This window comes from Phenylobacterium sp., from assembly GCF_035276905.1.
Lineage (GTDB): Bacteria > Pseudomonadota > Alphaproteobacteria > Caulobacterales > Caulobacteraceae > Phenylobacterium.
The window spans coordinates 1-17,280 of sequence record NZ_DATELG010000236.1 but is presented as its reverse complement, the minus strand read 5'-3'; the positions used below and the strand labels follow the sequence as shown (position 1 = coordinate 17,280).

The following is a 17,280-nucleotide window of genomic DNA, read 5'->3' as shown; positions in this document are numbered from 1 at the left end:
CGGCCGCGCTGTTCCACTGGGCGGACGCCTTCCCCCCGGCCCTCGCAGCGCGCATATGGGGCCGATGAATGAGACCGCAGGCGCGCTTGTGCTGTTTTCCGGCGGACAGGATTCCGCCGTCTGCCTCGCCTGGGCGCTGGAACGCTATCGGCGCGTCGAGACCGTCGGCTTCGACTACGGCCAGCGGCACGCGGTGGAGCTTCAGGCGCGCGAGGCGGTGCGTCGGGCGCTCGTCGAGCGCTTTCCGGCCTGGGCGTCCAGGCTGGGTCCGGACCACCTGCTGGACATGCGCAGCTTCGGCGCGGTGGCCGAGAGCGCGCTCACGACCGATCGGGCGATCGAGCTGACCGAGAAAGGATTGCCCTCGACCTTCGTCCCCGGCCGCAACCTCGCGTTCCTCGTCTATGCTGCGGCGCTGGCCGACCGGCGCGGCCTGGAGCGGCTGGTGGGCGGCATGTGCGAGACCGACTTCTCCGGCTATCCGGACTGCCGGCGCGATACGCTGGACGCCATGCAGCAGGCCCTGAACCTCGGCATGGCGCAGAACTTCGCGATCGAGACGCCCTTGATGCGGCTGACCAAGGCCGAGACCTGGGCGCTGGCCAAGGGCCTGGGCGGCGAGCCGCTGGTGGAGCTGGTCGTCCGCGACAGCCACACCTGCTACCTGGGCGAGCGCGGCGAGCTGCACCCGTGGGGCTACGGCTGCAGGACCTGCCCGGCGTGCGAGCTGCGCGCCCGCGGCTGGGAAGCCTGGACCGGCGAGGGCCGCCCGGCGCTGGCGGCGGAGGTCGTCTGATGAGTTACGCGGTCAAGGAGATCTTCCTGACCCTGCAGGGCGAGGGCGGGCAGGCCGGGCGTGCGGCGGTGTTCTGCCGCTTCGCCGGCTGCAACCTGTGGAGCGGGCGGGAGGAGGACCGGGCGGAGGCGGTCTGCACCTTCTGCGACACCGACTTCGTCGGCATCGACGGCCCGGGCGGCGGACGTTTCGCCGCCGCCGACGAACTGGCCGCCGCCGTCGAGCGCGCCTGGCGCGGCGGGCCGTGCGACCGGCTGGTGGTGCTGACCGGCGGCGAGCCGCTGCTGCAGGTGGACGAGGCCCTGGTGGCGGCGCTGCACGCCCGCGGCTTCGACATCGCGGTGGAGACCAACGGCACGATCGCCGTCCCGGCGGGCCTCGACTGGATCTGCGTCAGCCCCAAGGCCGACGCGGGCCTGGCCCAGACCTGGGGCCAGGAGCTGAAGCTGGTCTATCCGCAGGCCGGCGTCGATCCGGCGCGGTTCGAGGGCCTCGATTTCGAGCGTTTCCTGCTGCAGCCGATGGACGGGCCGGAGCGGGCGGCCAACACCGAGGCGGCGATCGCCTATTGCCTCGCCCACCCTCGCTGGCGTTTAAGCGTGCAGACGCACAAATACCTCGGCATCGCCTGAGGCCGTCTCCAGCCTCGGCCGCCTGAACACCCTGATGAGCCCAGCCATTTTCGAGATCACCAAGGCCGCCGGCTTCGATGCGGCGCACAATCTGCCTGGCGGCCCGCCCGGGCCCTACACGCGCCTGCACGGCCACTCCTTCCGGGTGGAGGCGACGGTCCGCGGCGAGGCCGTCGCGCCGGTCGGCTGGGTGGCGGACCTGGGCGAGCTCGACGCGGCGCTGAAGGCGGTGGCCGCGGAGCTTGACCACGGCCTCTTGAACGACAAGCCGGGGCTGGAGAGCCCGACGCTGGAGAACATCTGCCTCTATTTCGCGGCGCGGCTGAAACCGCGCTTTCCCGGCCTTTGCCGGGTGGTGGTCTCGCGGCCGACGATCGGCGAGAGCTGCGCCTACGTGGTCGGCTGAGCGCCCGGCGGGCGCCGGAGAATTTGCGCGGAACGAGGTTCGGGGCCGGTCGTTGACACGAAGTTGCTGCATTGCAGCATCAGCGTGGCGTCGGCGTTCAAGCCGGGCCAAACCGACCCGCCTTCCCGCGGGTCTCTCCAGGAGGAGCTCCCATGGCAGACACACCCGATCCCGCCGTTCCGTCCGCCTCCACGAAGTCTAACGTGAGCGCCGCGGCGCTGGACGCCGCACGCGCGGCGGCCGACGCCGGCGCACGCCAGGCCAAGGAGGGCGCTCGCGCCGCCGAGGCCGTGGCCGACAAGACCGCCGAGGCCGGCCGCGCCGCGGCCAAGGCCAACAGCGAGATCCTGCACACCCAGATCGAGACGGCTCAGCAGGCCGTGCGCTCCAGCCTCGAGGCCGGGATGCGCAGCCTGGAAGGGCTGACCCAGAACTGGACGCGGGCGTTCGGCGCGGCGACGCCCAATCCCGACCTCGCCGAGCAGTCGGCGCAGAACGTCCAGGCGGTCGCCCAGGCCTCCAGCGCCCTCGCCAAGGGCTGCCAGGACGCCTCGCGCGTCTGGTTCGACCTCACCCAGCGCGCGGTGCGGACCAACCTCGAGGCCTTCGGCCGCCTGACCAGCTGCCGCTCGTTCCAGGAAATGGCGACGCTGCAGAGCAACCTGGTGCGCGACAACATGCAGCAGGCGATCGAGAGCGGCGAGGCGATCGCGCGCGCCTCGTCCGACGCGATCCGCGAAGCGACCCGGGCGATCCAGCCGCCCAGCGCCTACTGACCTGGTTCAGGCGGGGCGTCGGCAGGCGCCCCGCTGTCTTTCGACTTAAGGGATGACCGCGCCCGCGACTGCGCCGGCGCCGTGAACCGTGGCGCTCGCGGCCTTCGCCGTGACCCCGACCGCCGTCCCGGCGGCGGAGGCGGCGAGGCAACCCGAGAGCATCAGGGCGGCGGTGACGGCGGCGGCGGCGGCGGTGGCGAGGACGCGCATGCGGTTGCTCCGGGACTGACGGCCGAGCTTGCCAGAAGCCGCGGGCTCTATCACCTGCGGCCGATTGGTTCAGCGCCGGCCCGGCTCGCCCGGGCGGAAGGCGCCGCCGCCGGTCTGGGCGCGGTGGCGCAGGAAGGCGTCGGCCAGGCCGCAGGCCATCATCGCCTCGACCACCGGCACGGCGCGGATGCCGACGCAGGGATCGTGGCGGCCCTTGGTGCGCAGCTCGATCTCCTCGCCGGCCTCGTTCAGCGTCCGGCGCGGGGTGAGGATCGAGGAGGTCGGCTTGAAGGCGACGCGGGCGGTCACCGGCTGGCCGGTGGAGATGCCGCCCATGACGCCGCCGGCGTGGTTGGCCAGGAACTCTGGCCCGTCCAGGCCATCCTTGCCTCTAGTGGCGCGCATCTCGTCGGCGTTCTCCTCGCCGGAGAAGGCGGCGGCGGCGAAGCCCGCGCCGAACTCCACGCCTTTGGCGGCGTTGATCGACATGAAGCCGGCGGCGAGCTCGGCGTCGAGCTTGCCGTAGAGCGGCGCGCCCCAGCCGGCGGGGACGCCGAGCGCCTCGACGGCGACGATCGCGCCGGTGGAGGAGCCCGCCTTGCGGACCTTTTCCAGGTGCTCCTCCCAGACCGCGACCATGGCCGCGTCGGGACACCAGAATGGGTTGTTGAGCGTCTCGGCCCAGTCCATGCGCGCCGGATCGACCGCGTGGGGGCCGATCTGCACCACCGCCGCGCGGATCTCGACGTGCGGGATCACCTTGCGGGCGATGGCGCCGGCGGCGACGCGGGCGGCGGTCTCGCGCGCCGACTGGCGGCCGCCGCCACGGTAGTCGCGAACGCCGTACTTGGCGAAGTAGGCGTAGTCGGCGTGGCCAGGACGGAAGGCCTGGGCGATTTCGGAATAGTCGCGGCTGCGCTGGTCGAGGTTCTCGATCATCAGCGAGATCGGCGTGCCGGTGGTGACCTGCCCCGGCGTGCGTGCGTCGCCGAAGACGCCGGAGAGGATGCGGACGGCGTCCGGCTCCTGCCGCTGGGTGACGAACTTGCCCTGGCCGGGACGGCGCCTGTCGAGCCAGGGCTGGATGTCGGCTTCGCTCAACGGAATGCCGGGAGGACAGCCGTCGACCACGCAGCCCAGCGCCGCCCCATGGCTCTCGCCCCAGGTCGTCACGCGGAAGAGGTGGCCGAAGGTGTTGTGGGACATGGTGCGGCTTCTAGCGGAAGGCGCTCACAGGAACAAATTCGGCGAGCGACGGCTCTGGCGTGCGTATCAATGTGTATTGAGGTCTTGTTCCCGGTGTGTATCATACACACATGAATAGCCGGGAGCTGATCAAGGCTCTGGAAATGGACGGGTGGCGCGAGGTGGCCCAGAAGGGTTCGCACGCGCAGTTCAAGCACCCGACGAAGCCGGGCCGCGTGACCGTCCCGCATCCGAAGAAGGATCTTCCCATCGGGACGCTCAGGTCCATCGAGCGCCAGGCGGGGATCAAACTGAGGGCATCCTGATGCGCCACTACATCGCCCTGATCCACAAGGCCCCCGACAGCGACTACGGCGTCTCGTTTCCCGACTTTCCCGGGTGCGTCACGGCGGGATCGACGCTGGACGAGGCGCGGGTCAACGCCGTCGAAGCTCTGGCGCTGCACGTCGAAGGCATGGTCGAGGACGCTGAGCCGGTTCCAGAACCTTCCGCCTTGGAGGCGGTGATGTCCGACGTCCACAACCGGGACGGTGTGGCCATCCTCGTGGCGCTCGCCGACGAGCCGATCAAAGCCGTGCGGGTGAACATCACCCTGCCGGAGACGGACCTGCGTCAGATCGACAAGTACGCGGAGGCGCACGGACTCACCCGGTCCGGCTTTCTGCTGACCGCGGCTCGCGAGGCCATGAAGGCGGCCTGACCGGCGCCGGCTGGACGACGACACGTGATCGCCGTTGAGCGGCGGCGCCCGCGCGCGGACTGCGCTATATGCCGCGCATGACCGACAAGAGCCTGATCCCGCCGTCGCCGAGCGAGGACGACTACGTCCGCCAGGTGTCGAACGCCCAGTCCCTGCCGTTGCTGGCCGAGGACGACCCGATGGCGCTGTTCGCCGACTGGCTGGAGGAGGCCGGCCGCAAGGAGCCGAACGATCCCAACGCCGTGGCGGTGGCGACGGTCGACGAGGACGGCCTGCCGGACGTGCGGATGGTGCTGCTGAAGGACGCCGACGCGCGCGGCTTCGTCTTCTACACCAACTTCAACAGCGCCAAGGGCCGGCAGTTGGCGGCCAATCCGAAGGCGGCGCTGCTGTTCCATTGGAAGTCGCTGCGCCGGCAGGTCCGCATCGAAGGCGCGGTCGAGCGGGTGGGCGATGCTGAGGGCGACGCCTATTTCGCGACGCGCCACCGCGATTCGCAGCTTGGCGCCTGGGCCTCGGCCCAATCGGAGCCGCTGCCGGACCGCCTGGCGCTGGAGAAGAAGATCGCCGAGTGCGGTCTGCGCTTCGGCCTCGGCAAGGTGCCGCGCCCGCCGCACTGGTCGGGGTTTCGCGTGACGCCCGAGGTCATCGAGTTCTGGCGCGACCGGCCCTTTCGCCTGCACGAGCGGCTGGTGTTCGAACGCGCCGGCGAGGGCTGGACCACGCACCGGCTGTTCCCTTGAGCGGCGTCTCTGCTCCCGGCGAGAATGGGCAGGCCGAGGTCGGCGTCTGGCTGGAGGCGCGTTCCGAGCGAGTGATCGAGACCGCGCTGGCGCGGGTCTTCCTGACGCCGGACTGCGTCTTCAAGCAGAAGAAGCCGGTGCGTTTCGACTACGTGGACTTCACCACCGCCGAGAAGCGCCATGCGGCGCTGGAGCGCGAACTGGCGTTCAACCGCCCCGGCGCGCCGGATATCTACCGCGCCGTGCGCCGGGTGACGCGGCGGGCGGACGGCGGGCTGGAGCTCGACGGGCCGGGAGAGGTCCTGGACCGGGTGCTGGAGATGCGGCGCTTCGCCGACGACGCCGTGCTCTCCGCCAACCCCGACGCGCTGGACGGCGACATGGCCGAGGCGCTCGGCCGGGCGATCGCTCGCTTTCATGCCGACGCGCCGCTGAGGGATGTCTGCGGCCTGGCCTATACGGTCCCGTCCAACGCCAAGGTGCTGACGGAGCTTTCGGCGGAGCTGGGCGCGCGGGCGGTCGCCGACCTGATCGCGGCGACGCAGGCAGAGCACGCACGCCGCCGGCCGCTGCTGGAGGCGCGGGCGCGGGCCGGCTTCTCGCGGCGCTGTCACGGCGACCTGCACCTGGGCAACATCCTGGTCGAGCAGGGGCGGCCGGTGCTGTTCGACTGCATCGAGTTCAACGACGCGCTGAGCGACATCGACGTCTTCTACGACCTCGCCTTCCTGCTGATGGACCTCGACTTCCGGGCGCGGCGCGAGCAGGCGGTCAGGGTGTTGTCGGGCTATCTGGACGAGGCGGCGCGCAGATTCGCCGCCGACCTGTGGCAAGGCCTGGCCCTGCTGCCGCTGATGCTGTCGGTGCGGGCGGCGGTGCGCGCTCACGTCTGCGCCCACAGCGGCGATGCGGAACACGGACGGCGGTATTTGCAGGCGGCGATGGCGCACCTGGCGCCGCCGCCGCCGCGGGTGGTCGCGGTGGGCGGGCTGTCCGGCTCGGGCAAGTCGACGGTGGCGCGCAAGCTCGCGCCCTTCCTGGGCGCCGCGCCCGGGGCGGTGATCCTGCGCAGCGACGAGATCCGCAAGCGCCAGGCGGGGCTGGCGCCGACCGAGCGGGCGCCGCCTTCGGCCTATGGCGCGGCCGCGGACGCGGCGGTGTTCGACGAGCTGTTCTCGGTCGCCGCGACCCTGCTTCAGGCGGGCCGGGCGGTGGTGCTGGACGCGACCTTCCTGCGGCCGGACCTCCGCGCGCGGGCGCAGGCCCTGGCCCAGGCGGCGGGGGCGCGGTTCCAGGGACTCTGGCTGCAGGCGCCGGCGCAGGTGCTGGAGGCGCGCGTGGCGGGACGCAGCGGGGACGCCTCGGACGCCGGGGTCGAGGTGCTGCGCAGCCAGCTGGCGCGCGATCCGGGGCCGATGGCCTGGCGGGTGGTGGATGCGACGGGAGAGGCCCTTCCGGCTGACCTTTTGGAACATTAGATCTGGCGGATGGCCGTCGCTTTCACCCGCGAAGAAGACTACGAGGCCCGCGCCGCGGACCTGCCGGACCGTCCGATCTCGCCGCATCCGAACCTCGTCACCGCCTCGGGCCTCCTCGCGATCGAGGCCGAGCTCACTCAGGCGCGCGCGGCCTATGCCGCGGCCCAGGCCGACGGCGGGATCAGCGTCGACCGAACCGCAATGGCGCGCGCGACCCGCGACCTGCGCTACTGGTCCTCGCGCCGCGCCAGCGCCCAGCTGACCGAGCCGGAAGGCCCGGCCGAGACGGTGCAGTTCGGCCGCACCGTGGAGATCGAGCGCGAGGACGGCCGCCGCCAGACCTTCCGCATCGTCGGCGAGGACGAGGCCGACCCCGCCCAGGGCCGCATCTCCTACGTCGCGCCGCTTGCCCGGGCCCTGGCGGGCCGGGCCGTCGGCGACGTGGTGGAGCTGAACGGCGGCGAGGTCGAGGTGATGAGCGTGCGCTGAGCACCCCTCCGCTCGTCCTCGCGAAAGCCGGGACCCCGTTCCGATCGAAGAGAAAAAGCCTGGGTTCGCGCTTTCGCGGGAACGATCGGAAGGAAGAAAGTTCAGCGCCGCACGATCGCCCCGGCGTAGTCGATCACGCACATCGCGCCCCATTCGGCGTGAGGGCCGCAGGCGACGCCGGCGGCCTGGAAGGCCTGGCCGAACAGGTCCCGGCGGTGGCCGCGCCCGGGCACGCCGCTGTCGACCACCAGCTGGCGCACCACGTCCTGGGGCGAGCGCTGGCCGTAGGAGATGCTCTCCGCCTCGATGCCGGCGAACAGGCCCTGGGCCCGCAGGCGGGCGCCCAGGGCCCCGGGGGCGCCGTGGCCGACCCCGCCGGTCCTGCCCTGGCGGGAGGCGTGCACCCGCGCGGCGGCCGCCAGCCGCGGGTCGCGCGCCAGCGGCCGCAGGGGCGATTGGCGCATCAGGAAGGCGATCGCGTCGTCGACCGCCTCGGGATCGTCGCGGGTCACGCCGTAACCTTCCTCGCCGTAGTAGCGGGCGGCGTGCAGCTGCTCGTGGCGCAGCTGGCGGGCGTAGGCCTGCGGGTGGGCGCGCACGTCGTTGATCTCGGCGAGGACGGCGTCCTCGAAGCTGGCGGCGCGCGCCGCGGCCGGCGCGGCCAGGAGGAGAAGCGGGGCGGCCAGGAGGCCCAGCCAAGCGAAAGCGGACGCACGCATGCGGTGACAAGACTCGCTACAAATGACGCCCCCGGGTCGAGCTAGCACGGCCAAGCTCTGCGTCGCCCTGCGACCGGACGCCTCTGCTCGGGCCCGCGCAGATCGCTCAGGCGGTAAGCGCCGGCAAAGGCTGGTTCGCCCTCGAGAAGCCAGTATCGTGCGGCGCAAGTTTCCAGCCGGTAGCTAATCGTGGTGAAGGCGGCTTTCGCCTGCTGTCGGAGCCACAGCTGCAACGAAGGTGAGCGAATGATCGGCGACGACCTGCTGGACCTGGGCGGCCAAGTGGCCCTGGTGACCGGGGCGGGGCAGAGCGTGGGCCGCGAGATCGCGCTGACGCTGGCCAAGCACAACGCCGGCGGGATCGCGGTGAACGACTTCGTGCTGGAGCGGGCGGCCGCGGTCGCCGCCGAGATCGAGGCGTTGGGCGTCCGCGCGGTCCCAGTCTCGTTCGACGTCGGCGATCTGGAGGCTGTGCGGGGCGGGGTCAAGGCCGCCGCCGAGTCGCTCGGGCCCGTGACGCTGCTGGTCAATAACGCCGGCAACGCCGGACCGAACGCGCAGATCGGCCTGGGACCGGAGTTCTGGGAGAGCGATCCGGGCGACTGGGACCGTTTCTTCCGCACCAACACCTTTGGCGTGATGAACTGTTGCCATGCGGCGATTCCGGGGATGATCCAGGCCGGCCGAGGGCGGATCGTCGCCATCGTCTCCGACGCCGGCCGGGTCGGCGAGGCAAGGCTCGCGCCCTACGCCGCGGCCAAGGCCGCCGCCGCCGGCTTCGTGCGCGCGCTCGCCAAGGAGACCGGCCGCTATGGCGTCACCTGCAACGCCATCTCGCTCTCGGCCGTCGCGCCGCCGATGGAGGCGGAGAAGGCCCGCGCCTTCGAGGAGAGCGACCAGGCCAGGCGCCAGGTCTCGCGCTACGTCATCCGCCGCTTCGGCCGGCCGAGCGACGTGGCCGGCATGGCGGCCTTCCTCTGCTCGGATGCGGCGGCGTTCATCACCGGCCAGACCTATCCGGTGAACGGCGGGTACAGCTTCGCCGTCTGAGGCGCGTCCATTGGGCCGCGCGAGCGGGGGGGCGCCCTCGGGGCGGCGGAAAGAAGCCCCGGCCTCTGCAGGAAGAGGCCGGGGCTAGCCGATGCTGACGGGCATCGGCGGAAGGCGGGGCACATTCGGGCTCGTCCCGCCGCCTTCGTCGGGCTCCGTCCCAAGTGGAGACACCTCGGGCCGGTTGAGCCTTCCGTTGCACGAGGCGTTCCATTGGCGGGTGGAAACGGCTGGCTGGAGGAAGCGGCGCCATGCGCGTGCTGATCGTCTACGGCACCACCGAGGGACATACCCGGTCGCTGTGCCATTTCGCGGCACGCGCGCTGGGCGAGGCCGGCTTTCCGACGGCGGTGCAGCCGGCCGCGTCAGGCAGGTCGCCGCCCGTCCCGACGCCCTACGACGCGGTCATCCTGGCGGCCTCGATCCATGTCGGCCGCTACCAGCCGCCGCTGGTCGCCTACGCCCGCGAGCAGCACGAGGTGCTGAACGCCAAGCCCGCGGCCTTCATCTCGGTCTCGCTGTCGGCAGCCGGCATCACCCCGCCGGACTGGGAGACCTGCGACGACTGCATCGCCCGGTTCGAGCACGAGACGCTGTGGACGCCGAAGGCGGTGCACAAGGCGGCCGGCGCGATCCGCTACAGCCAGTACGATTTCTTCAAGAAGCTGGCGCTGAAGTTCATCGCCGCCGAGCGCGGGCTGCCGATCGTCACTTCGCGCGACTACGACCTTACCGACTACGACGCGCTCAGCCGGTTCGTGACGGGGTTCGCCAGCGAGGTCCAGGCGCCGCGGTGAACGTCGATCGCCGTCACCGCGCCACCCAGCACCCATGGAAACCCGGCGGGATGCGGTGGGGGATGTGGATGCTGGCGAGCGGCGGGCCCGCGAAGTCCTGCGCCTCGAGGATCTCCAGCGCGGTCGTGTCCGCCGCGCGGTCGACGACCAGGCCGATCAGCCAGCCGGCGTCCTCCTCCGTCCCGTCCCGGCGGGGCACGAAGCTGAACTCGCCGGGGCAGCGGCCGGCGCCGAAGTCGTGGACCTGGCGGGCGCCGGTCTGCACGTCGTGCTTGGCGATGGCGCTGGCGCCCAGGAAGGCGGGATCCTGGCGCTCCGGGAGCATCAGCGCATAGACGTAGCGGTGCGGCCTGCCGAAGCGCCGTTCGTCGATGCGCGGGAACTCCTGCGGGCTGGGGTCGAGGACCGCGCGTTCGACCGTCCGGCCGACGGGGTCGATGGTCCAGCGCTCCAGCGCGCTCGTGGGCGAGGAGGGGCCCCGCAGGTCGCCGTCGAACATCGTCTCGTGCGCCACCGCGTCCAGGATCACCCGGCCGTCCTCGGCGTCGAAGGCGTTGGCGACGTGGAAGACGTAACAGGGATCGACATCGCACCAGACGATGTCCTCGCCGCGGCCCTCGCGGGGCAGCAGGCCCACCCGGGCGCGATGGTCGCGGTTCCAGAGGTAGGGGAACGGGTGGCCGCCGATCAGCGACTTCATCGAGAAGGTCACCGGCAGGTCGAGCACCAGGACGTAGCGCGAGGTGATCGCGCAGTCGTGGATCGAGGGCCCGTCGCCGACCTTGATCGGCTCTTCGCGGCGGACGCGGCCATCCGGCGTGACGACCACGTGCCAGACGCGGCCCGGGTCGGGCGCCTGATAGGTGACGGCGTGGGTCTCGCCAGTCAGCGGGTCGCAATGCGGGTGGGCGGTGAAGGCGCCCTTCAGCGTGCCGTGGAAGTCGGTGTAGGCGATCGTCTCCAGCTCCTCGCCGACCCGCACCGGCGTGCTGCCGGCCTCGACGAGCGCGAGCGTCTCGCCGCCGATGACGCCGATGGCGGTGTTGACCGTGTCGAAGGTCGAATGCCGGGGTCCGGGCGCGGGCGCGACGTGGAGCTGGCGGCCGACCTGCGCCGAGCGCACCCAGCGGTTCCGATACCACTTCGCCTGGCCGTCCTCGAGCGCCACCCCGTGGATCATGCCGTCGCCGACGAACCAGTGATAGGCGCGCGGGTTGGCCGCGATCGGGTTGGGGCCGATGCGCAGATAGCGGCCGTTCAACGCCTTGGGGATCGCGCCCGTGACCTGCAGATCCTCGATCGTCAGCTCCTGGCGCATGGGCTCGTGCAGCCCGGTGAGGAAGGGGTGAGGCCGGTCCGGCTCGGGCAGCCGGCGGCGATTGAATCCGGCGATCACGTCGATCGCGCCCGAGACGGTGCGGCGGACCCGGGTTTCCAGAGCGCTGGTCATTGCCGCCTCCATGCTGAATGTGTACGGTGACAACATGGAGCCTGATGATAACAATGTCAACTTAGGTTCGGCGCCTGCCCGCAAGGCGGCCTATCACCATGGCGACCTGCGCGCGGCGGCGATCCGGACCGGCCTGCAACTGCTGGAGGAACGCGGCGCCGACGAGGTGAGCCTGCGGGAGATCGCCCGCCGCGCCGGCGTCAGCGCGACGGCGCTCTACCGCCACTTCCCGGACAAGGACGCGCTGCTCGCCGCGCTGGCGGACGAGGGCCTGGCCCTGTTGGGCGCCGAGCAGCGCGCGGCGGGGGACGCGGCCGGCGGCGGGATCGACGGCTTCAACGCCACGGGGCGGGCCTATGTCCGGTTCGCGCTCGCGCACCCGGCGCTGTTCCGGCTGATCTTTTCGAAGGGGACGAAGCCCTCGGCGCCGGAATGGTCCGACAAGAACGACGAGGCGATGCGGCTTTTGATGAAGAACGCCTCGGAGCTGGCGCCGCCGGAAGCGGGCGAAGCCGCCGCCAAGGTGTTCGCCCTGCGCGCCTGGGCCCTGGTGCACGGGCTTTCGGTCCTGCTCCTGGACGGCCAGATCAGCGAGGACCTGGAGGTCATCGACGCGGTGATCGACGCGCCGGAGCAAGCCGTACGGCCGTGTATAGATGCGGGCGCCGGCGATTCAGCGTCGGCGGCGAGGGACCGTTCGGATCGATGTCGCGGATCGCCTACATCCTGCTGAATAACGCCAAGGCGACCGGGGGGCAGAAGGTCATCCTGCGCCACGTCGAGGCGCTGGTCGACCTGGGGTTCAACGCGGTCTGCCTGGCCGACGCAGGCAGGCCGCCGCCGCGGTGGCTGGAGCATCGCGCGCCGATCGTGAGCAGCCGCGAGCTCGCGGCCGACGACATTCTCGTCATCCCCGACGACGGCACGCCGGCGCTGGGCATGGCGGCCCAGCGGCCGCAGCGATCGGTGGTGCTCTGCCAGTCCTCGGTGATCCATCTGGCGCTTGGCGGGCTTGCGACCCTGGCCGAGCACGCGGCCCGGCTTTCGACGTTCATCTCGGTCGGCCGGCGCCACAGCGAGATCCTGCGGCGGCTGTTTCCAGCCGCGGCGATCGAAACCGTGCCCTGCTTCGTCGACGAGCGGGTGTTCCAGCCTGGGGCCAAGCAGTTCACGGGCGCCTTCGTCCCGCGCAAGCGGCCCGAGGAGGCCCAGGCGATCCGCCTCCTCGGCCGGCTGCTGCATCCGGCGACGGCCGAGCTGGGCTGGGTCCGCCTGGAGAACGCGACAGAGGCCCAGGTCGCCGCCGCCTTCGCCAGCTCGAGCGTCCACCTGAGCCTCAGCCGGAGAGAATCGTTCGGTCTCACGACACTAGAGGCCTTGGCGAGCGGCTGCGTCTGCGCCGGTTTCACCGGGATCGGCGGGCGCGAGTACGCCAACGCCGACAACGGCTTCTGGGTGGAGGAGGAGGACTGTGTCGCCGCGGCCGACGCCCTGGCGCAGGCGATCTCGCTGGTCCGGCAGGGCGGCCCGCCGTTGCGCCGCTACGTCGACGCGGCCCTGGCGACCGCGCAGGAATGGTCGTACGCGCGGTTCCGGCAGGACCTGGAGGCCGCCTGGATGCGCATCGCGCCGGAGGCGAGACGCTAAGGGACGGTAGCTCTCCTTATCCGCTCGTCCCCGCGAAAGCGGGGATCCAGGCGTTTTTCGTCGCGGACTTCGCGATCGCTTCCACCGTTCAAAACAAAAAGCCTGGGTTCCCGCTTTCGCGGGAAGGAGCGGATGTTGGGGGTGCTGACGCCCCCCTCAGGCCAGGCGGTACTCGCTAGCGGGGCCAGGCGCGCCGTCGGCGCGGACCGTCCCTCGCCGGACGAGGTCGATCATCGCCGCCAGCATGGAGCGGGCGGCGGCGGGGTGCAGCCTGGGGTCGACTTCTGTGTAGAGCCGCGGCACGAGGTCGGCGATGCGGGCAGGCCCCGCCTCCAGCGCCCGCAGGATCTGCGCCTGGCGCTCGAGCCGGTGGGCGACGTAGGCGTCGAGGAACGGGGCGACCTCGCGCACCGGCGGCCCATGGGTCGGCCACAGGGTCGCGTAGCGGCCGGCGCGGACCCGCTCCAGGCTTTCCATGTAGTCGGTCATGTCGCCGTCCGGCGGGGCGATGACCGTCGTCGACCAGCCCATCACGTGGTCGCCGGTGAACAGGGCGTTCTCTTCAAGGAGGGCGTAGCTGAGGTGGTTGGAGGTGTGGCCGGGGGTCGGGATCGCCTCCAGCGTCCAGCCCGGGCCGGCGATCCGTCCGCCGGCGCAGAGGCTGACGTCCGGGGCGAAGGCGTCGTCGTGATCGGCTTCCAGGCGCACCGCATTCGGCTCGTCGGCGACGGGCGCGGCGAGCGCGCAGCCGTAGATGATCGCCCCGGTGCGCGCCTTCAGCGGAGCGGCCAGCGGGGAATGGTCGCTGTGATGATGGGTGACGGCGATCGCGGCCACCCGCTCGCCGGCCACAGCCGCGAGGATCGCCTCGAGGTGATCGGGCAGGTCGGGGCCGGGGTCGATCACCGCCACCTCGCCGCGGCCGACAATGTAGGTCCCGGTGCCCAGATAGGTGAACGGGCCGGGGTTGTTGGCGATCACCCGCCGGATCAGCGGCGAGACCTGATCGATCCGGCCGTACTCGAAGTCGAGCTCGCGGACGTAGGGAATCATGGGGCGGAGGTTTCAGCCCGGCAGGACGGCGGAGAGGTCGTAGCCGGCTTCACGGCCGAGCTGGACCAACTCGTCGCGGGTGCGGGCGCCGGACATCGCCTCGCCGATCGCCCAGGTGACGATCGAGCGGGTGCCCGAGCGGCAGAAGGCCAGCGTCGGGCCGTCGGCGTCGGCGATCACCCGGCGCATGGTCTCGACCTGCTCGCGCGAGGGCCCGCCGCGCACGGGAATGTGCGCATAGGCGATCCCGGCGGCGGCGGCCGCGGCCTCGATCTGGTGGCCGGAGGGCTGGGTCGGCTCCTCGCCATCCGGGCGGTTGTTGACGATCAGGCGGAACCCTTGCGCCGCGGCCTCGTCGACGGCGGCGACGGAGATCTGCGGGCTGACGGAAACCTGGTCGGTGACGCGGCGGAACTGGGTCATGCTGCTCTCGTCTGTATCGTGCGGCCCGTGGCTGGTTTGACATCAATCAGATGGGGAGGGAAGGTCGTGTGGCTACCCGCCGCCAGGCCTTCGGTCCCCATGCTCCGCTTCATCGGCCGGCGCCTGCTGGTCGCGATCCCGACGCTCTTCCTGGTGATCACGCTCGCCTTCTTCATGATGCGCGCGGCGCCGGGCGGGCCCTTCGACATGGACCGCAAGCTCTCGCCGGAGATCGAGCGCAACGTCATGGCGCTCTACGGCATGAACCGGCCGCTCCCGGAGCAGTACCTGTCGTACCTCGCCGGCGTCGCCCGCGGCGACCTCGGCCCGTCGCTGAAGTACAAGGACAAGAGCGTCCTGCAGATCCTGCGGGAGAACGCCCCGGTGAGCCTGAGGCTCGGCGGGCTGGCGATCACGCTGGCCGCCGTCGTCGGGGCGAGCCTGGGCGTGCTGGCCGCGGCGCGGCAGAACGGCGGCCTCGACCACCTTGTGATGGGCGTCGCGGTCCTAGGGGTCTGTATCCCGACCTTCGTCACCGCGCCCCTGCTGGTGCTGGCCTTCGCCTCGCGGCTGGGCTGGCTGCCGAGCGGCGGCTGGAACGACGGGGCGTGGCGCAACCTGGTGATGCCGGTGGTGGTGCTCGCCCTGCCGCAGATCGCCGTCATCTCGCGCCTGACGCGGGCCGGCATGGTCGAGGTGCTGCGCTCGAACTACATCCGCACCGCGCGGGCCAAGGGGCTGCCGGAGCGCCGGGTCGTCACCCGCCACGCGCTGCGCGCCGCCCTGGCGCCGCTGGTCAGCTACCTGGGCCCGGCCTGCGCGGGCCTCCTGACCGGTTCGCTGGTGGTGGAGCGGATCTTCAACCTGCCGGGGCTCGGCAAGTTCTTCGTCATCAGCGCCCTGCAGCGGGACTACACGGTGGTGATGGGGATGGTGATCGTCTACGCCGGCCTCATCCTCCTGCTCAACCTCGTGGCCGACCTGCTCTACGCCGCGCTCGATCCCAGGGTGCGGCTGACGTGAGCCTCTTTTCGCCCGGCTCGCGCCGCGGAGCCCAGACCCTGGAGCGGGCGGCGGTGCGCGGCCGCAGCCTGTGGGACGACGCCCGACGCAGGCTCTGGCGCAACAAGGCCGCGGCCACGGGCATGGCGGTGCTGGCGCTGCTGGCGCTGGCGGCGGCGATCGGGCCCTACCTTTCGCCCTACGCCTACGACGAGGTGCGCAAGACGGATGTCTGGATGGCGCCGCTGAGCGGCGGGCACCTGCTCGGGACCGACGCGCTGGGCCGCGACCTCCTGGCCCGGCTGCTGGTGGGCCTGCGCGTCTCGCTGGCCATAGGGCTGGTGGCCACCGCCGTCTCGCTGGTGATCGGCGTGACCTGGGGCGCGACCGCGGGGTTCGTCGGCGGGCGTACGGACGAGACCATGATGCGGATCGTCGACGTGCTCTATTCGCTGCCCTTCATCTTCTTCGTGATCCTGCTGATGGTCACCTTCGGCTCCAGCCTGGTCCTGATGTTCGTCGCCATCGGCGCGGTCGAGTGGCTGACCATGAGCCGCATCGTCCGCGGCCAGACCCTGGCGCTGAAGCAGAAGGAGTTCGTCGAGGCCGCGCGGGCTGCAGGCCTGACCGACAGCGGCATCATCCGCCGGCATATCGTGCCGAACCTATTGGGGCCGGTGGTGGTCTATGTGACCCTGACCATTCCGGCGGTGATCCTGGCGGAGAGCTTCCTGAGCTTCCTGGGCCTCGGCGTGCAGCCGCCGATGGCCTCCCTGGGCGGGCTGATCGCCGATGGGGCGCAGCAAATGGAGCTGGCGCCCTGGCTTTTGATCTTTCCTTCGGCGGCGATGATCGTCACGCTGTTAAGCTTCAACTTCATCGGCGACGGATTGCGCGACGCCATAGATCCGAAGGATCGTTAGAGCTAGTTAAGGATCGTAACGCGAGGCGTAAGCTGTCGGGAATTACCGAGCTTTGCCAATTGTGAGAATTGTATTACAAAGAGCAGGCGAGGTGATCGAACCTCTCTGATTCCTACTTATCTTAACGAAACTAAGGGCGGGAATGGGCGTCACAGAGATCAACCGGCAGTCGATGCGGCCTGCAGCCCGCGACCTGCGAGGAATCCTGCTTGCATTGCTAACGGCCCTCGCGATGTGGGCGTTCATGCTGGTCGGCGTCCTCGGCCTGATCCTGAAGATCCTGCACTGACGCGACCCTGATTTCGCCGCCGCAGCGGCCGATCCGGATCACGCCTGCCGGCGCGGCTATTGGTCGCGATGGACCCGGACCGGCGCGTGGCCGCCGATCATCATCATGTAGCTGCCGAGCATCGCCTTCTTGATCGTGGCCTTGGCGCCCGGCTTCGGATCGCGGCTGAAGTCGCTGGTGTCGATCTGGCGCCAGACCTGGCCGCCTTCCAGGCGCAGCAGCCATTTGCCGTCGCCCAGGCGCTGGGCGTTTTCCACCGCCAGCACCACCTCCGACATTTCCTCCGGCTTTCCGCTGCGATCGAAGAGGCTGAGCGAGGGCAGGGCGAAGCCGAACGCCTGGCGTTTGACTTGCTGCACCTGGGCGTGGTCGACCGCCACCACCTCGCCCTGGGCGAGCTGCTTGCCGAGCGCGTCGACGGCCTGGTCGTAACAGGCCAGCCTGGCCTTGTCGTCGGTCAGCCTGCGGCAGTCGATGGCCGCCTGGACGGC

General features: G+C 71.1%; 23 protein-coding genes. 16 read left to right on the top strand and 7 right to left on the bottom strand.

The features are described from left to right. The first annotated feature begins 64 nt into the window (after positions 1-64). The 4 genes from queC (at position 65) to VJS38_RS10985 (ending at position 2,610) form a co-directional block, all read left to right on the top strand. Entirely contained in the window at positions 65-796 is a 732-nt protein-coding gene (gene queC, locus VJS38_RS11000) for a 7-cyano-7-deazaguanine synthase QueC (RefSeq protein ID WP_324088190.1), read from the top strand. After that, positions 796-1,428 (top strand): 7-carboxy-7-deazaguanine synthase, encoded by a 633-nt coding sequence (queE, locus tag VJS38_RS10995; RefSeq protein WP_324088189.1) that lies wholly within the window; start codon positions 796-798, stop codon positions 1,426-1,428. Before queC ends, queE begins: the two co-directional genes overlap by 1 nt. Positions 1,429-1,462: 34 nt before the next feature. Further along, on the top strand, positions 1,463-1,834 hold the full coding sequence (locus VJS38_RS10990; protein ID WP_324088188.1) for a 6-carboxytetrahydropterin synthase: 372 nt from the start codon (positions 1,463-1,465) through the stop codon (positions 1,832-1,834). A gap of 152 nt (positions 1,835-1,986) precedes the next feature. Beyond that, a complete protein-coding gene (locus VJS38_RS10985; RefSeq protein ID WP_324088187.1) occupies positions 1,987-2,610 on the top strand; it encodes a phasin family protein in 624 nt (207 codons plus the stop codon). A gap of 45 nt (positions 2,611-2,655) precedes the next feature. Here VJS38_RS10985 and VJS38_RS10980 read toward each other — a convergent pair whose 3' ends face one another. Continuing rightward, positions 2,656-2,820, bottom strand: coding sequence for a hypothetical protein (locus tag VJS38_RS10980; protein ID WP_324088186.1), 165 nt, complete (start codon positions 2,818-2,820; stop codon positions 2,656-2,658). Positions 2,821-2,889: 69 nt separating this feature from the next. Then, complete coding sequence (aroC, locus tag VJS38_RS10975; protein WP_324088185.1) at positions 2,890-4,026, bottom strand: chorismate synthase; 1,137 nt, start codon at positions 4,024-4,026, stop codon at positions 2,890-2,892. A gap of 110 nt (positions 4,027-4,136) precedes the next feature. Here aroC and VJS38_RS10970 point away from each other — a divergent pair, with 110 nt between their 5' ends. From VJS38_RS10970 to greA, 5 genes are all read left to right on the top strand, one after another. Continuing rightward, a complete protein-coding gene (locus VJS38_RS10970; protein WP_324088184.1) occupies positions 4,137-4,331 on the top strand; it encodes a type II toxin-antitoxin system HicA family toxin in 195 nt (64 codons plus the stop codon). Beyond that, complete coding sequence (locus tag VJS38_RS10965) at positions 4,331-4,726, top strand: type II toxin-antitoxin system HicB family antitoxin (RefSeq protein ID WP_324088183.1); 396 nt, start codon at positions 4,331-4,333, stop codon at positions 4,724-4,726. The genes VJS38_RS10970 and VJS38_RS10965 overlap by 1 nt, the downstream gene beginning before the upstream one ends. Before the next feature lie 77 nt (positions 4,727-4,803). Further along, positions 4,804-5,469, top strand: a complete 666-nt coding sequence (pdxH, locus tag VJS38_RS10960; protein ID WP_324088182.1) for a pyridoxamine 5'-phosphate oxidase — start codon at positions 4,804-4,806, stop codon at positions 5,467-5,469. After that, positions 5,466-6,947 carry an AAA family ATPase gene (locus VJS38_RS10955; protein WP_324088181.1) on the top strand — a complete coding sequence of 494 codons (1,482 nt, stop codon included), beginning with the start codon at positions 5,466-5,468 and terminating at the stop codon, positions 6,945-6,947. The genes pdxH and VJS38_RS10955 overlap by 4 nt, the downstream gene beginning before the upstream one ends. A 9-nt stretch (positions 6,948-6,956) precedes the next feature. Further along, entirely contained in the window at positions 6,957-7,436 is a 480-nt protein-coding gene (greA, locus tag VJS38_RS10950) for a transcription elongation factor GreA (protein WP_324088180.1), read from the top strand. A gap of 101 nt (positions 7,437-7,537) precedes the next feature. On the opposite strand, the gene VJS38_RS10945 is transcribed toward greA, so the two are convergent. Beyond that, the gene (locus tag VJS38_RS10945) at positions 7,538-8,155 is read right to left on the bottom strand and encodes a CAP domain-containing protein (RefSeq protein ID WP_324088179.1); all 618 of its coding nucleotides are present in this window, start codon (positions 8,153-8,155) and stop codon (positions 7,538-7,540) included. 246 nt (positions 8,156-8,401) lie between these two features. Between VJS38_RS10945 and VJS38_RS10940 the strand changes: the two genes are divergently transcribed. Then, complete coding sequence (locus tag VJS38_RS10940; protein ID WP_324088178.1) at positions 8,402-9,205, top strand: SDR family NAD(P)-dependent oxidoreductase; 804 nt, start codon at positions 8,402-8,404, stop codon at positions 9,203-9,205. A gap of 251 nt (positions 9,206-9,456) precedes the next feature. Then, positions 9,457-10,002 carry a flavodoxin domain-containing protein gene (locus VJS38_RS10935; protein WP_324088177.1) on the top strand — a complete coding sequence of 182 codons (546 nt, stop codon included), beginning with the start codon at positions 9,457-9,459 and terminating at the stop codon, positions 10,000-10,002. Positions 10,003-10,015: 13 nt separating this feature from the next. Here the strand turns inward: VJS38_RS10935 and VJS38_RS10930 are convergent, their stop codons facing one another. Next, complete coding sequence (locus VJS38_RS10930; protein WP_324088176.1) at positions 10,016-11,452, bottom strand: carotenoid oxygenase family protein; 1,437 nt, start codon at positions 11,450-11,452, stop codon at positions 10,016-10,018. A 34-nt stretch (positions 11,453-11,486) separates the two neighbouring features. Between VJS38_RS10930 and VJS38_RS10925 the strand changes: the two genes are divergently transcribed. Both VJS38_RS10925 and VJS38_RS10920 read left to right on the top strand, forming a co-directional pair. Further along, the gene (locus VJS38_RS10925; protein WP_324088175.1) at positions 11,487-12,185 is read left to right on the top strand and encodes a TetR/AcrR family transcriptional regulator; all 699 of its coding nucleotides are present in this window, start codon (positions 11,487-11,489) and stop codon (positions 12,183-12,185) included. Beyond that, complete coding sequence (locus VJS38_RS10920) at positions 12,158-13,099, top strand: glycosyltransferase (RefSeq protein ID WP_324088174.1); 942 nt, start codon at positions 12,158-12,160, stop codon at positions 13,097-13,099. The genes VJS38_RS10925 and VJS38_RS10920 overlap by 28 nt, the downstream gene beginning before the upstream one ends. A 156-nt stretch (positions 13,100-13,255) precedes the next feature. On the opposite strand, the gene VJS38_RS10915 is transcribed toward VJS38_RS10920, so the two are convergent. Together VJS38_RS10915 and VJS38_RS10910 are read right to left on the bottom strand one after the other, a co-directional pair. After that, complete coding sequence (locus VJS38_RS10915; RefSeq protein WP_324088173.1) at positions 13,256-14,152, bottom strand: MBL fold metallo-hydrolase; 897 nt, start codon at positions 14,150-14,152, stop codon at positions 13,256-13,258. Positions 14,153-14,164: 12 nt separating this feature from the next. Then, positions 14,165-14,575, bottom strand: a complete 411-nt coding sequence (locus VJS38_RS10910) for a TIGR01244 family sulfur transferase (RefSeq protein WP_324088172.1) — start codon at positions 14,573-14,575, stop codon at positions 14,165-14,167. A gap of 66 nt (positions 14,576-14,641) precedes the next feature. Here VJS38_RS10910 and oppB point away from each other — a divergent pair, with 66 nt between their 5' ends. From oppB to VJS38_RS10895, 3 genes are all read left to right on the top strand, one after another. Beyond that, positions 14,642-15,598: an oligopeptide ABC transporter permease OppB gene (gene oppB, locus VJS38_RS10905; protein ID WP_324088171.1), complete on the top strand. Its 957-nt coding sequence runs from the start codon at positions 14,642-14,644 to the stop codon at positions 15,596-15,598. After that, a complete protein-coding gene (locus VJS38_RS10900) occupies positions 15,595-16,500 on the top strand; it encodes an ABC transporter permease (RefSeq protein WP_324088170.1) in 906 nt (301 codons plus the stop codon). The genes oppB and VJS38_RS10900 overlap by 4 nt, the downstream gene beginning before the upstream one ends. A 142-nt stretch (positions 16,501-16,642) precedes the next feature. After that, the gene (locus VJS38_RS10895; RefSeq protein WP_324088169.1) at positions 16,643-16,789 is read left to right on the top strand and encodes a hypothetical protein; all 147 of its coding nucleotides are present in this window, start codon (positions 16,643-16,645) and stop codon (positions 16,787-16,789) included. Positions 16,790-16,845: 56 nt separating this feature from the next. On the opposite strand, the gene VJS38_RS10890 is transcribed toward VJS38_RS10895, so the two are convergent. Continuing rightward, the coding region (locus tag VJS38_RS10890) for a hypothetical protein (protein ID WP_324088168.1) at positions 16,846-17,280 on the bottom strand (435 nt) is incomplete at its 5' end.